At 38.2% G+C, this 14,753-nt stretch carries 11 protein-coding genes and 1 pseudogene; 6 read left to right on the top strand and 6 right to left on the bottom strand.

From position 1 onward, the window contains the following. Window positions 1-5 precede the first annotated feature (5 nt). Both cysW and J3U27_RS04160 read left to right on the top strand, forming a co-directional pair. The gene (cysW, locus tag J3U27_RS04165) at window positions 6-854 is read left to right on the top strand and encodes a sulfate ABC transporter permease subunit CysW (RefSeq protein ID WP_267376915.1); all 849 of its coding nucleotides are present in this window, start codon (window positions 6-8) and stop codon (window positions 852-854) included. A 9-nt stretch (window positions 855-863) separates the two neighbouring features. After that, window positions 864-1,943 (top strand): sulfate/molybdate ABC transporter ATP-binding protein, encoded by a 1,080-nt coding sequence (locus tag J3U27_RS04160; protein WP_267376914.1) that lies wholly within the window; start codon window positions 864-866, stop codon window positions 1,941-1,943. Between the two features lie 19 nt (window positions 1,944-1,962). On the opposite strand, the gene J3U27_RS04155 is transcribed toward J3U27_RS04160, so the two are convergent. The 5 genes from J3U27_RS04155 to sat all read right to left on the bottom strand — a co-directional run bounded on the left by J3U27_RS04155 (window position 1,963) and on the right by sat (window position 8,845). After that, the gene (locus J3U27_RS04155) at window positions 1,963-2,916 is read right to left on the bottom strand and encodes a LysR substrate-binding domain-containing protein (protein WP_065562756.1); all 954 of its coding nucleotides are present in this window, start codon (window positions 2,914-2,916) and stop codon (window positions 1,963-1,965) included. A gap of 352 nt (window positions 2,917-3,268) precedes the next feature. After that, window positions 3,269-5,029 carry an assimilatory sulfite reductase (NADPH) hemoprotein subunit gene (cysI, locus tag J3U27_RS04150; RefSeq protein ID WP_267330818.1) on the bottom strand — a complete coding sequence of 587 codons (1,761 nt, stop codon included), beginning with the start codon at window positions 5,027-5,029 and terminating at the stop codon, window positions 3,269-3,271. Between the two features lie 47 nt (window positions 5,030-5,076). Beyond that, window positions 5,077-6,864 carry an assimilatory sulfite reductase (NADPH) flavoprotein subunit gene (locus J3U27_RS04145; protein ID WP_267376913.1) on the bottom strand — a complete coding sequence of 596 codons (1,788 nt, stop codon included), beginning with the start codon at window positions 6,862-6,864 and terminating at the stop codon, window positions 5,077-5,079. A 139-nt stretch (window positions 6,865-7,003) separates the two neighbouring features. Continuing rightward, window positions 7,004-7,639, bottom strand: a complete 636-nt coding sequence (locus J3U27_RS04140) for a phosphoadenosine phosphosulfate reductase family protein (protein ID WP_065562758.1) — start codon at window positions 7,637-7,639, stop codon at window positions 7,004-7,006. 45 nt (window positions 7,640-7,684) lie between these two features. Continuing rightward, a complete protein-coding gene (gene sat / locus J3U27_RS04135) occupies window positions 7,685-8,845 on the bottom strand; it encodes a sulfate adenylyltransferase (RefSeq protein ID WP_267376912.1) in 1,161 nt (386 codons plus the stop codon). A gap of 340 nt (window positions 8,846-9,185) precedes the next feature. Here sat and J3U27_RS04130 point away from each other — a divergent pair, with 340 nt between their 5' ends. The 3 genes and pseudogenes from J3U27_RS04130 to J3U27_RS11605 form a co-directional block, all read left to right on the top strand. Next, entirely contained in the window at window positions 9,186-10,463 is a 1,278-nt protein-coding gene (locus J3U27_RS04130) for an MFS transporter (RefSeq protein WP_267376911.1), read from the top strand. Between the two features lie 12 nt (window positions 10,464-10,475). Continuing rightward, entirely contained in the window at window positions 10,476-11,342 is an 867-nt protein-coding gene (gene pdxY / locus J3U27_RS04125) for a pyridoxal kinase PdxY (RefSeq protein WP_267376909.1), read from the top strand. A 193-nt stretch (window positions 11,343-11,535) separates the two neighbouring features. Continuing rightward, window positions 11,536-11,796, top strand: a pseudogene (locus tag J3U27_RS11605) (gamma-glutamyltransferase); the annotation flags it as partial. 50 nt (window positions 11,797-11,846) lie between these two features. On the opposite strand, the gene J3U27_RS04115 reads toward J3U27_RS11605, so the two are convergent. Further along, window positions 11,847-13,244: an RtcB family protein gene (locus J3U27_RS04115; RefSeq protein WP_267376907.1), complete on the bottom strand. Its 1,398-nt coding sequence runs from the start codon at window positions 13,242-13,244 to the stop codon at window positions 11,847-11,849. A gap of 557 nt (window positions 13,245-13,801) precedes the next feature. Here J3U27_RS04115 and J3U27_RS04110 point away from each other — a divergent pair. Then, window positions 13,802-14,623 carry a hypothetical protein gene (locus J3U27_RS04110; protein ID WP_267376905.1) on the top strand — a complete coding sequence of 274 codons (822 nt, stop codon included), beginning with the start codon at window positions 13,802-13,804 and terminating at the stop codon, window positions 14,621-14,623. The last annotated feature ends 130 nt before the right edge of the window (window positions 14,624-14,753 follow it).

The raw sequence follows: 14,753 nt of genomic DNA, 5'->3' as shown, positions 1-14,753 counted from the left end.
AGATTATGCAGATATTACAATCAATAACAGAAAAAAAGAGAGTAACCCGTTTACAGCTATTGCTAATCTTATTGGCGGTAATACTGTTTTTCGGACTTTTGTTGTTGCCGCTAGTTGTGGTACTTGCGCAAGGGCTAGCTAATGGTGTAAATGCATTTTGGCAAGTGATTATTGAGCCAGATACCTTATCCGCTTTTAAATTAACACTGATTGCCGTTGGTGTAGCGGTACCATTAAATGTGATATTTGGTGTATGTGCAGCATGGGTCATAACTAAATATCAGTTCAAAGGCAAACAAATATTAGTCACATTAATTGATTTACCGTTCTCGATTTCCCCCATTGTTGCAGGTTTAATCTATGTATTGCTATTTGGCGCACAAAGTGCGTTGTATCCGTTTTTGCAGGCGTGGAATATTCAAATTGTCTATGCGATTCCAGGAATTATCTTAGCAACGATTTTTGTATCCGTTCCTTTTGTGGCAAGAGAACTCATTCCGATAATGGCATTACAAGGCATTCATGAAGAAGAGGCCGCCAGCGTCCTTGGTGCAAATGGCTGGCAAATTTTTTTCCACATTACTTTACCCAATATTAAATGGGCCTTAATGCATGGTGTTGTTCTTTGCACCGCTCGCTCACTCGGTGAATTTGGCGCGGTATCGGTTGTTTCTGGGCATATTCGTGGTTACACCAATACCTTACCGCTTCATGTTGAGATTTTATACAATGAATACAATATTGTTGCCGCATTTAGTGTCGCTATTTTGCTATTAATGATGTCGCTTGCGTTACTCTTGATTCGTCAATGGATTGAAAGGCGCTTAGCCAATGAATGTCATTACGGGAACTAAGAGGTAGATATGAGTATTACACTACACAATATCAATAAAAGTTTTGAACACGTTAATGTCTTAGAAAATATCAATTTCAGCATAAAACAAGGTGAATTAGTTGCACTATTAGGCCCATCTGGTTGTGGAAAAACAACTTTACTGCGCATTATAGCGGGTTTAGAAACAGCCAGTTCAGGGCAAATCTATTTTGCTGATAGGGAAGTAACTAAGCTGAGCGCCAAGCAACGAGATATTGGTTTTGTCTTTCAAAATTATGCGTTATTTCGGCATATGAATGTAACTGAAAATGTGGCATTTGGACTAAAAATGAAACCAAGATCTGTACGATTAAATAAAACAGCAATTGATGAACGCGTTAATCAATTACTCGAATTAGTGCAACTTGACCATTTTGCCAAACGTTATCCAGACCAACTGTCAGGTGGTCAGCGTCAGCGAGTTGCGTTAGCGCGTGCGTTGGCTTCGAAACCTAATGTGTTGTTGCTTGATGAACCATTTAGTGCTTTAGATGCTAAAGTCCGTAAAGATTTAAGGCGTTGGTTGCGTGATTTTCATCATGAACTCAATGTTACCAGCATCTTTGTTACCCATGATCAAGAAGAAGCACTGGAAGTTGCTGATAGAATAATTTTAATGAATCAAGGTCACATAGAGCAAATAGGTACCCCTGCCGAAGTCTATAAGCAACCAAAAACCGCCTTTGTTGCGCATTTTCTAGGGGATGTTAACCTTTTATATGGTTATATTGAAAATAATACATTAATCATTGGTGATTTTCACAAAGATATGAAGGAACAAGGTACCTGGCCTGATCAGTCTGCTATCGCTTATGTTCGACCTCACGAAATCAGTATTGCTAAAATTGCCCGAAAAAATGATATCCAAGGAGAAGTTGTACGTATACATACTGCTGGTCCAACCGTCTTTCTGGAAATTGCTGTAGCCGGACAACCAAAGCATATTGATGTATCTATTAGCTATCGACAATATGAACAACAGCAAGTTGAAATTGGTGATACTGTCTACTGGCAACCTGCACTCGTTAATATTTTTATGCAAGATGAACTATTAGAGTTTATGATTTAAGGAGAATGATTCCTATAAATTAAATCTGATAATCAAGTATTTTGGAATGAGTTTGCTCAATTAATGCATGACTTTTGATATCTTCGAGTGACAACTCTTGATTGCATAATTGAATAAAGCGCCAAATATAATTACGTTGTAATTTATGTCGTTTTAATCCTAGCCATGTAACATGTGATTCAAACAGATGTTTCGCATCCAATTCAACTAAATTGATATCATGATCAGGGTTATACATTTTATTACCTAAAATACCAATCCCTAAACCTAACTCAACATAAGTTTTAATAACATCAGGCTCCTGAACATTGAGCGAGATATTGGGTGTCAATCCGATAGCTGAAAAGGCTTTATCAATACTTTTACGAGGAAATATTCCTTGACGATAAGTGATGATAGGTAATGTTTGTAACATATCTAACGTCACTTTATCGACTTTAGTCAAAGGGTGATCTTTAGGAGTAACTATAGAGTAATGCCAACGATAAAAAGGGTAAATAGCAAGTGAACTGTTATCCACTCTTTCATTATCAATACCAATATCTGCTTCGCCAGAAAGAAGCTGAGAGATAATTTCACTAGATGATCCCTGATTGATAATGATATGAACTTTAGGAAAAAGCATTCTAAAAGATTTTATAATATTTGGGAGAATATAACGGGCCTGAGAGTGGGTGGTCGCTATCACTAATGAACCTTCATCAGTATTAGAAAAAATGGTTGATAATCGCTTAATATTATTAATTTCATTTAAAATTCGCTCGGCAATAACCACCAATTCTAAACCGGGTTCAGTCATGTTAATCAACCGCTTACCTTGACGAATAAAAAGATCAATATTCAGCTCTTCTTCTAGCTCTTTGATATGTCGGCTTACACCAGACTGAGATGTGTATAAAGAATTTGCGACTTCGGTTAAATTATAATTACAACGCGCAGCTTCGTGAATAATCCTTAATTGTTGTATATTCATGACGATCTTCCTAGTAAAAATTACTTTATTCCCGTTATATAGTTGTATTATTTATGTGTAAGTTGCTGTATATAATTAATAACTAAAAAGTGAATTATTTAAAAAATTTCAGACCGCAAGCAAGCATAAGCAATATGATGAAACTGGTTATAAGCATTTTGTCTAATTTATAAATTATGCTTATTCGTAATTTTATTAGTAAAATTATGTACTTTGATAAGTAATTTCAGTATAAAAGAACGTATAAAAAAGACAAATATGATAAAGTAATAACCATATGAATTATGGCTATATATGCCTACAGTCAATAAAAATAGTTTAAAATTATCAATCAACAACTTTTATACTTATCTCAATTCGCCTCTTGATAAAAATCGATCGCTGAATTGAGTACCGGTTTCACAATCTCATGACGAATAACAAAATCACCAAATCCTTCTTCTTTATTGCGATGAATGGACCATGCGGCGATAAGTGGTTCGAGTGCTAATAAAATCTCCTCTACATTCACGTTTTCTTTATATAAGCGAGGAATTCGTGTGCCTTCTCGATTACCGCCAAGATATAAATTGTAGCGACCAGGTGCTTTACCCACCATGCCCACTTCCGCCAACATGGCTCTGGCGCAACCGTTAGGGCAACCGGTTACACGCAAAATAATATAATCATCGGATAAGTGATGCTGAGTTAACATCTGTTCTATTTTAGTTACAAACGTCGGTAAAAACCGTTCTGCTTCAGCCATAGCTAGTGGGCAAGTTGGGAAAGACACACAGGCCATGGAATATTTACGTTGTAATGTGACAGTATCGTCAAGCAAACCATATTGTCGTGCAATTTGTTCAATGGCTGTTTTTTGTTCTTCTGGAACATTAGCAATAATTAAGTTTTGATTGGCGGTTATACGCAGATCACCTTGATGAATTTTGGCAATTTCTGCAACGCCGGTTTTTAATGGTTTATTGGGATAATCAAGTAACCGACCATTTTCAATAAATAGCGTTAAATGCCAGTTATCATCAATACCTTTATACCAACCAAATTGATCACCTCGTCGACTAAAGTTATAAGGTTTACTACTTAGAAATTTACTTCCGGCACGTAGTTCAACCTCTTTTTTGAAGTTTTCCACGCCAACACGTTCAAGCGTATATTTAGTTTTGGCATTTTTTCGATTATTGCGGTTACCCCAATCACGTTGGGTGGTCACAACGGCCTCAGCAAACGTCAGTACTTTTTCGACAGGAATAAAACCAAAATCGTCGGCTTTGCGTGGGTAAGTTGTTTTATCACCATGCGTCATTGCCAAACCACCACCAACTAATACATTAAAACCAATCAGTTCGCCTTTTTCTGCTATTGCCACAAAGCTAAGATCATTAGCATGAACATCCACATCATTAATCGGGGGAATGACAACGGCAGTTTTAAATTTACGCGGTAAATAAGTCGAACTTAAAATTGGCTCACTATCGGGTGTAGAAAGCTTTTCACCATCCAGCCATATTTCAACGTAAGCACGGGTTTTCGGTAAAAGATGTTCTGAGATTTTACTTGCCCAATGATAAGCTTGTTGATGAACTTTTGATTCCACAGGATTTGAAGTACATAAAACGTTACGATTCACATCACCGGCAGTGGCAATCGAATCTAGCCCTATCTTATGCAACAGCTGATGAGCAGACTTAAGGCTGCGTTTAAACAGTCCGTGAAATTGGAAAGTTTGTCGAGTCGTGAGTCGAATACTGCCATATTTTGTTGCTTCAGTAGCAAATTTATCGATAGTCAGCCACTGTTTTGGGGTGATGATACCACCGGGCAGGCGGCAACGTAACATCATGGAGATCAGTGGCTCGAGTTTTTGTTCTGTGCGTTCTTTACGAATATCGCGATCATCTTGCTGATACATGCCATGTAAGCGAATTAGCTGAGAATTATCGCTGTTAAAGCCACCCGTTAAACCGTTATTAAGATCATCAACGATAGTGCCTCGCAAATAATTACTTTCTCGCTTAAATCGTTCAGAATCCGATAAAGGCAGATCAGAGACATCATTTTGTGGCGGTGTTAAATTGACTGTTTGAGTCAGGGTAACTGTTTTAGATTTGCTCATATTACATCACTCGATAAATTAATATTAGTTGTTGTATCTGTTTATCATTAGTAAACATCTCGTTGATAGCGCTTTTGACTTCTTAATTCATCCAAATAACTGATAGCTTGTTCTTGACTATATTGTGCTTGAGTCATCAAAATTTGTTGAAACGCTAAATCAACCGCTTTTGCCATACGTTTAGCATCCCCACAAACATAGATAAAGGCACCTTCTTGTAGCCATTGCCAAATATCACTGGCTTGAGCAATTAATTTATCTTGTACATAGATTTTCTCAGCTTGATCTCGTGACCAAGCAAGATCTATGTGAGTTAACAGACCATCTTTAACATAGCTCTGCCATTCCACTTGATAGAGAAAATCGGATATAAAATGTGGATTGCCAAAGAATAACCAATTCTTACCGGTAGCACCTTGACTCGCACGCTGTTGTAAGAACGCCCTAAAGGGGGCAATGCCCGTACCGGCAGCAATCATAATGATTGGTGCATGAGTATCATCAGGTAATCGAAAATTATCATTATGCTCAATAAAAATTTTGACTTGATCTTGATCTGCAATTTGATTTGCTAAGAATCCAGATGCACCGCCCATACGGATCTTATCGTCGACCTGATAACGTACTACATTTACGGTAAGATGAACTTCTGAGCCAACTTCATCTTGCGCAGAAGCAATGGAATAGAAACGCGGAGTAAGAGGTCGAAGCAATTCAACAAAGGTCTGTGCCGTTATCTTGCCACGATAGCGGTTAAGCATATCAACCAGTGGTAATGTTTGACTCATTTCCAATAAGGCTTCTCGATCGCCCATTAAGGTAAGAAGTTCGGGATGTTGAACGGCTTGAGCGTATTTTTCAATAATGATGGGCGTATTTTGAGTCAATTCAACATATTCAGTCAGAACCGTTTTTAAAGCGATCTGTTGTCCATGATATTCAACTGGCGTTTCGCCTGCAAGTTGGGTGATACTTAGTATCTCCTCCACAAGTTCATTACTATTTTGATACCAAACACCTACCGCATCACCAGGCTGATAATGAAGATCCGAATCGGACAGGTCAAGCTCAATATGACGAATATCACGATCTGAATCGCGTGAGGTGATTTTTTGATTAACGTTAACGGTTGCAATAAATGGATTATCGCGGTGATAAAGGCTACTGTTAACGGCTATACTGGTTGAATTTTCTGTTGGCGATTGTGTGTTTGATAGTTGTAATTGACTAAGTTTATCAATCACTGCCTGTCGCCAAGAGGTACTTATGGTTTGAAAATCTGTATCAGCATCTACGCGTACTAGCAGGCGCTGAGCATCTAATTCAGCGAATCGTTGATCAAAGTCTTTAGCGGCTTGACAAAATTTTGGATAAGAAGCGTCACCTAAGCCAAAAACCGCAAACTGTAAATGAGTTAATTTAGGCGCTTTAGCTGCAAACAGATATTTATAGAGTGACAGCGCTTCTTCCGGTGGCTCTCCCTCACCTTGGGTTGAGGTCACCAATATTAATATCTCTTCCTGACTGAGTTTTTTAGCTTTATATTCTCCTGCCGGCAGATGAGTCACCGCAATACCCAAACGTTCAATATCCTGACTTAACTCGTTAGCTACTCGGCGGGCATTACCGGTTTGTGATGCCGATATAATTGTGACTTTTTGCTCCGCTTGAGTCATATTGGAGGGGGGAGTGGTACTCGGTAAAACTTGTTCGACGGAACTTTTTTCCGCCCGTCCCCATAAATAACCCGATAACCAAGCTAGCTGCTTATCGTTGTAATTTTCAATAATTTTTTTTAATTCATCACAATTAAAAGGAAATTGTTGTGTACTCATACGATGACCTTATCTGATAGCGTTTAGCTATCGTTAAATTGCTATTGGCTCGTAACCTTAACGTGCTATGGTAAATCCAACCAACTTAGATTCACTTACCTTTTGCCAGTAAAGTCTAATGTTGTTTATTTATAAAAAATCAAAAAGTTATTTTATGTAAACCGCACTCTCTACCTTGTGGTCCTTTAGTTGGATCGACGTAGTCCATTTCGTTAGGTAAATTATGTTTTTCGATATAATTCTGCATATCTTGACTCGTCCAATCGAGTATTGGGGCGATCTTAAATAAATTGTCCCCTGCTTTTGTTACAATATTGAGTTCTTGCCTTAGCGCAGATTGTTCACGGCGTAGTGCAGTAAACCACAATGTGGGTTTAAGCGTGGACAACGCACGGTTAAACGGTTCAATTTTAACAATTTGTGTAAACTCGGTGTGTTCCGGAGTATCAAGTTCAGGTAGCCCACCATATCGCACATTTAAATAAGCAGTCGTCCTTTGTGGGACAAAAATATGTAGATTAAGATTAAGTTGTTTAGTAATTTCATTGGCTACACGATAGGTTGCATTGGTTGCATAACCGTTATCGACCCAAACAACCTTAATATTCGGATCGATTTGGGTAACAAGGTGCAAAAGTACTGCCTCATAAGGTCCAAAATGGGTACTGATAATACTTTTAACTGGAATATCTTGTTGTTTTTTCAGTGCCCATTCAATAATGGTTAACGGTGACTGATTTTGCAATTTTTGGTTAACTTTAGTTAAATCTAGCATGGCTTTTCCCTTTATTGATTTATGGATGATTAACTATTTAGCTGATTACTGATTTACCCATTGATATAACTCAGCAACGACTTCTGGCCGACTAAATGTTTCTGGTATCGGCTCTTTGGCTTGTAAACGCCGTCTGACCTCCGTGCCAGAAATAAGAACGCGATCAGCACTATCGTGGGGACAGGTTTTCGTTGATGCCATACCGTCACATTTGTGGCAATAAAATGTCCAGTCAATCTTAATTGGCTTAATGAGTAAATCGTTGTCTTGCAAATGGCTAAAGATCTCTTGTGCAGCAAACGGTGAGTAAAAATCCCCAACCCCAGCATGATCGCGACCGACGATAAGATGACTACAACCATAATTTTGTCTAAAAAGGGCATGTAGTAACGCCTCTTTCGGCCCAGCATAGCGCATATCTAAAGGGTAACCGGAATGAATAACGGAATCTGGCACAAAGTAATTGTGAATTAAACTATTAATTGCTTTAAGACGGATGTTGGCCGGTACATCGCCGGGTTTTAAGTTACCAAATAATGAATGGATAAGCACACCATCAAAAAGTTCTAACACGGTTTTAACTAAATATTCGTGTGAACGATGCATTGGATTACGAGTTTGAAAGGCCGCTATTTTTTTCCAACCTAATTGATTAAAGCGTTCCCGTGTCTGTTGTGGCGTTAAAGCATATTGACCAAACTGTGCTTTAAAGCCATTATCGTGCAAAACTCGGACTTTACCACCTAAATTAACCGGTGGTTGAGCCATCAGCATTGCAACACCAGGATGACTTGGATCTGTCGTTGTAAACACCTGATTAGCTTCATATTGTTTATCTGGACGATAAATACTATCCACATTCAAAATACCGATTATCTGCCCATCTGGTGTTTTTAAAGCGATTTCATCACCTAATTTTAGGGTATCAGCTTGAGCATCGGTCACCGATACAGTTATAGGAATTGGCCAAAAAACCCCGTTCGCTAAATGCATATTATCGCAAACGCTACGCCAGTCCTCTTCTCGCATAAAGCCATACAGAGGTGTAAAACCCCCGATGCCTAACATGACTAAATCTCCAGTTTCACGACTGGATAAGGTAATTGCTGGTAAATTTTTTGCATATTGTTGCAGGGCTAGACGTTCATCGTCATCAACCTGTAAAGGTTGTAAACTGTCACTAGCATGAGGCGCGATCAATCCCATAATGATTCCTTACCGATATTTTTATTAAATCTAATTAAAAGCGATTATCGATAAATAAGGAAATATCAATTTTATATACCATTATGCGATTTGTGCATATTCAAAGTTGATGGAAGATGTTATCACTACAATAAGATAAAAGTTATCGGAAGCCCAAAGCTAAAGTGTTATAATTAATTCGCATACATCAAGTTGAACGTATTTAATAAAATAGAAATATTATTAAATTTCTATATATAATTTTTAATCTCTTTTCAGATAACGAATTGTGATGTTGATAGCTTTGTGCTAGTTTTATTATTCATTATTGGTCATACATTCCTCTACCCAAGGTTTACTTATGTCAAATTCATCTGCAAAAAAAGTGGCTTTTGCTGCTTTTATTGGTACTACTATTGAATGGTATGATTTTTATATCTATGCGTTAGCATCGGTATTGATTTTTGGTCAGCTATTTTTTCCGTCTGATAACGAGTTTGTACAAATTTTAGGGGCGTTTGCTACCTTTGCAGTAGGTTTTTTATCCCGTCCTTTAGGTGCTATGTTATTTGGGCATATTGGTGACCGTTTAGGGCGTAAAAAATCACTTATTATCACTTTGCTTTTAATGGGGACGGCGACCACTTTTGTTGGGTTATTACCGTCTTATCAACAAGCAGGTATTTTGGCACCAACGTTATTGGTTGCATTGCGAATTTTACAAGGTGTTGCCGTTGGTGGTGAGTGGGGTGGTGCCGTGTTGATGACGAATGAACATGCGCCGAAAGGGTTGAAAAACTTCTTTTCATCCTTTGCTCAGTGGGGAAGCCCAGCAGGCAATATTTTAGCATTACTGGTTTTTTCTTATATTATTCGTTTACCTGTTAATGAACTGATTGATAGTGGTTATTGGCGTATTCCTTTTTTAGCCAGTGCTATTTTGTTAATTATTGGCATTATTGCTAGAGTGACGTTAACCGAATCGCCGGTTTTTGTTGAAGCATCTAAAAAACAAGCGGACTTAAAGCAAAAGTCAGCACCGATTATTGAAGTATTTAAAAAAGCATTGCCATTATTAATATTAGCGATTGGTGCTAATGTGCTGTCATTTAGCGGTATCTTTTCCAATACCTTAATGATTGGTTATACTACTTTGGTACTTGGTGTCGAAAAATCAGTGATAGTTGATGCACTGTTTTGGATCGCTATTGTCCATTTTGTTGCTCAACCGTTTATCTCTTATTGGTCAGAAAAATTCTCGGCAACACGCTTTTTGATTTGTACAGCAATATTGGCAATGGCATCAGTATTTTTGTTATTCCCGATTATAAATTCAGGTACGAAAACCAGTTTTATTATTGGGATTTCGCTAAATGTGATTTGCTACAGCGGCTTTTATGGTGTAATAGCTGGGTATTTGAGCCGTATTTTCCCTGCCAGAATGCGCTATACTGGGTTATCAATGAGTTATCAAGGATGTGCGGCTATTTTTGGTAGCTTAATTCCAATGATAGGGGGTTATGTTATTTATACCTTCAAAAGTTTTTGGTTACCCTTAGCCTTGTTTTATTGCGGTTTAGCACTGATATCCATTATCTGCATCTACTTGTTAAGCAAATATCGTTATTATGATGAATAATAAGGTCAATATATGAAAACCGTTTTATCAATTCAGTCCAATGTTGTTTATGGTTATGCCGGTAATAAAGTGGCGACGCTAGCGATGCAATTACAAGGTGTCGAAGTGATGCCAATACACACCGTTCAGTTATCGAGTAATACGGTTTATCCACATTATGACGGCATTGTGCTGGGCGCTCAGCAAATCACTCGAATCGTCAATAGTTTAGAAAAAATTGGCGTATTGTCATCTATTGACGCCATTATTTCGGGCTATATTGGACTTGCCGAACAAGGTGAAGAGATCCTTGAGGCCGTAAAAAAGATTAAATTTTATAATCCTAATACGATTTATGTTTGCGATCCGGTTATGGGGGGCGACATCAATAAAGGCAGTTCTCTGCCAAAAAATATTATTGATTTCTTCACTAAGCAAGCAATCAAATACGCTGACTATATCACGCCAAATTTATTGGAATTACAGATATTATCGAATCTGGAAATTAAAACCTTTAACGATGTGCTTAACGCGATAAAAACACTGCAAAATAAGCCGATTCAAGCCATATTGGTTAAAAATCTGCTACATGCCGGTAAAACGACGGAATTATTTGAAATGATTTTAGCCACACCATCACAAAGCTATCATCTGGCTCGACCATTATATGATTTTCCACACCGTCCATTAGGCGTTGGGGATTTAATCTGTAGTCTGTTTACTGCCCATTTAGTCAATGGACAATCCCTATTAACCGCCTTTGAACTCGCTGCCAATGCTGCAAATCACGTGCTTGATATCACCAAACAACAAAATGTCCGAGAGCTGGCGATTATTGATGCTCAGCAGTGGATTAAACAGCCGGATTTGAAGTATCGCGGAACACCGCTAGCATTATAAGACAATTAAGATCGGTATTATCGTCATTGGTCATAATCATTTTAGCTGCAAAATTTAATAAGTTTATTATTGGCATAGAATATGCATTCCTCAAAATGTTACTGTTAACAATTGAGGAACATCTAAAATGTGGAAAAGACACCCAATATTATTAAGTTTATTGCTTATTAGTCATTTATCTGGCGCTGCTGATATACCGCTATCAGAGACAGGAAAGTACTGTGATACCCCTTCGCGTTGTCTTAACCCGATAACGACCAATATCATGGTAACGTCCCCCAATTATTTAGCGACTCAAGCTGGAATTGATGTATTACATAAAGGAGGCAATGCGGTTGATGCAGCCATTGCCGTAGCCTCAACGCTTGCTGTTGTTTATCCTCAAATGAATACCATTGGTGGCGATAACTTTTGGTTAATCTACAACGCTAAAACCAAAGAACTAAAAGTATTATGTTTTTTAAAACCGCATCAAGCCAAGTCAATGCGGTTGTTGTATAAAAATTACACCTTAAACGTAATCCACGGTTTAAGTTTAACCACTGTTTGAATCAAACCGGCGTTTTGTTGTGCTTCAATCACTGATGTGATCGGTTTGTAGGCTGTGGGAGCCTCTTCACGTAGCCGTTCTTCTTTTAAGGTAATACATTGCCATGGCAAGTTGACCTTATCATATTCGACTTTTTTGCTACGCATAGCTTGTCGTCTTTCTGCTCGACCTGCACCGTGTGAGCAAGACCATAACCAATCTGCATTACCTTTACCTACTGCCACATAAGAATGATCACCCATTGAGCCAGGGATTAAAGCTATTTGACCAGCATAAGCAGGCGTTGCCCCTTTACGATGAATATTCATCTCATGTTCAGGCAAAATGATATTGTGTGAAATATCGACCACAAGTTGACTATCATCTTGATGAAAAATAGTTGCAAGCGATTTACGTATCAATTCGGTAATCACAATTCGATTAATCCAAGCATAACGCGCAGCAACCCCCATAGCGTGTAAATAGGCTTGTGCGTGACTATCTGTTAAACCAAACAATCCTGATTTTGGTTGCTTTTCATTATTCGGCCATAAAGCTTTTGCTCTATCTTGCCAACGCTGACCAATGTAAAAACCAACATCACGCGATCCGGTGTGAATCATGACGACGACACTACTTTTTTCAAGACCTAATTGATAAGCTAAATGTCGATCGATAATATCATCAACAATTTGTAACTCGACAAAATGGTTGCCAGATCCGACTGTACCTAAACTCGCAGGGCGAATAATATCGCGCTTTTCAAAAAAGGCTTCAGGTGCATACTGACTATCTGCCTTAATTAAGTGATTACCCGATATTTTATTAAGCTCTGCGTGTAACCGTTCATAATTAACTGAATTCCACAAACCTTGCTGCGGTAACGCCGATAACCATGCTGCAAGGCCTTGATCGAATAATGCTTGAAAAGAGTGTGGAGTAACAGGTACATCGCGTTCATCTTGCAATAACACACGTTTTAACTGTGCAATAATTGTCGATTTTTGTTCACACACCTGATCAAAGCTTAAACCGGTGGTAAAAAGCCGCATACCGCAATTAATATCGGTACCAATTGCTGCCGGAATAACTAAATCCTGTGTAGTTGCAACAATACTACCAACAGGCGCAACCGCACCCGGATGAAAATCAGGTGTAGCACGAGCCATGCAAACTTTCCCTACACTATTAGGAACGCTCACAGATGCAAAGTTCAGTAGCTGTTCTACCGCTTTTTGCTCTAATGGCAGTGGACTCGGTAACAAAATCTGAGCAGAAGTATTTTCTTTATTTAAAGTATAAATATCATTATTAAAATGACTTTCAATCCCAAGACGGGACAAACGTTTTTGTAAACGAGAAAATGTAGACATAATAGCCACCTAGAAAACAATAAAAAAGCGTCTCCTCAAATTGAGAAGATAATTACTGTTTTCCTGCAGCAGCACTATTCAGGAAAGCGGGTGAATTCTATACGCTGATTATTTATTTGTAAATGACAAAATTGATATAGTAAGTCTGATAAATTTATTTTTATGACTCGCTCATTTGCTTTAAAATAGCAAACTCGCCGATAAATTGATGAAGTTTATTTAAATCTTAAAAGGTGTTATTGATGGTCAACCTTGGCAGATTGATATGCAAAAAACAGCCGATCATTTTGGGTGATGATTTGTATTTTTCAATCCAAATATTGGGAAGGTTTTCCTATGCTTCTGAAACTTGGCTTTGGGCTTAGGCAAGTGTTAACACACTATTTGCTTACTAAAGATTAGCACGTGACTTTTAATGACGGTTCGAAGCTAATTGCAGTAAAAGAAAAATATCAAATCACTGCTGAATCTGATCATTTATCGCAATGAGTTAAACTCAATGGCTAGAGGGCTCACTCGTGCTAATTCAAAGTAAAATAGACAAATACGGTGATTAAATGGACAAAAAAGCAAAAAAGATTCTGTTTCAAACCTATTGGAAAAATGGCTGGAAGGACAGAAAGGAGATAAAAACAGAGCCGAACGACTTCGCGTATGCGAAAGAAAAAGGATTAATGTTTGATCCCATTACCATATCACACGATGATTGTGTCAATAAAATCATAAACATCGTCGCCACAATCACACTTGAACACGTTGCCAAGGCCTTTTTGAGCAGCTTATCAACGCGACGACTTGATTGGCGCTCAGGTATTGCATCATACTTTATCGCCAAATTAATGACAGCGCATCAATATACGCCAGTCGTGTCTGGTCAATCTTATCAAGATGGCCAAATGAGTCATTCATCCTATACGTGTCAGGTCTGCCGTGATCTCAAATATGGCATGATAGGTAATGAAAACTACGTCAAAGCAGATTTAAATATCTTAAACTTTGAACGAATAAAGTGGGGAGGAGTGCGTCATGGTGATTTACTTTATACCTACTTTGATCTCATGCAATTCACTAAACAGGCAATCTCTGAACCGACCAAAGATGATATAGCTATTTTAAAAGGGATATTAGCCATTATTGCATCTTGTCAGCAAGATGATTACCCGGGTTCACTGAGTGATAAACTGACGGATGTACCTAACTTTAAATCCAATCAGGATGAACGTAACACCGTTATTGAAATTTTGGCTTGTGTGGGGATTTTACAACCCGCTTCTTATGAGCGCCCAACAAGGGGAAAACACGATTGGGTATATGCCACTTATTGGCGTGGTCAGGATAAATACAATCAACAAATGGTGAAGCAATTATTTGGTCTTTAATGCATAATCTCTAATTTGCTCTAGGGGCTGTTGAATCTCATCCCAACTCAGCCCACCAAATATTTTTTCAGCCTGTCGGCATCATTACTCTTCTGTTTTTTCGTTCTCGAAACAACAAAAAGATATATTT

Origin of the sequence: Gilliamella sp. B2911 (assembly GCF_026536965.1) — a bacterium.
GTDB classification, from domain to species: domain Bacteria; phylum Pseudomonadota; class Gammaproteobacteria; order Enterobacterales; family Orbaceae; genus Gilliamella; species Gilliamella apicola_E.
This window is presented reverse-complemented; position numbering and strand designations above follow the sequence as displayed.

Coding starts and splice junctions, on each gene's coding strand:
- J3U27_RS04140 (WP_065562758.1), bottom strand. CDS start 7,639: ATGCTAGATTTAACTAAAGTTAACCAAAAATTGCAAAATCAGTCACCG.
- J3U27_RS04130 (WP_267376911.1), top strand. CDS start 9,186: ATGTCAAATTCATCTGCAAAAAAAGTGGCTTTTGCTGCTTTTATTGGT.
- J3U27_RS04110 (WP_267376905.1), top strand. CDS start 13,802: ATGGACAAAAAAGCAAAAAAGATTCTGTTTCAAACCTATTGGAAAAAT.
- J3U27_RS04145 (WP_267376913.1), bottom strand. CDS start 6,864: ATGAGTACACAACAATTTCCTTTTAATTGTGATGAATTAAAAAAAATT.
- sat (WP_267376912.1), bottom strand. CDS start 8,845: ATGGGATTGATCGCGCCTCATGCTAGTGACAGTTTACAACCTTTACAG.
- pdxY (WP_267376909.1), top strand. CDS start 10,476: ATGAAAACCGTTTTATCAATTCAGTCCAATGTTGTTTATGGTTATGCC.
- cysI (WP_267330818.1), bottom strand. CDS start 5,029: ATGAGCAAATCTAAAACAGTTACCCTGACTCAAACAGTCAATTTAACA.
- J3U27_RS04155 (WP_065562756.1), bottom strand. CDS start 2,916: ATGAATATACAACAATTAAGGATTATTCACGAAGCTGCGCGTTGTAAT.
- cysW (WP_267376915.1), top strand. CDS start 6: ATGCAGATATTACAATCAATAACAGAAAAAAAGAGAGTAACCCGTTTA.
- J3U27_RS04160 (WP_267376914.1), top strand. CDS start 864: ATGAGTATTACACTACACAATATCAATAAAAGTTTTGAACACGTTAAT.
- J3U27_RS04115 (WP_267376907.1), bottom strand. CDS start 13,244: ATGTCTACATTTTCTCGTTTACAAAAACGTTTGTCCCGTCTTGGGATT.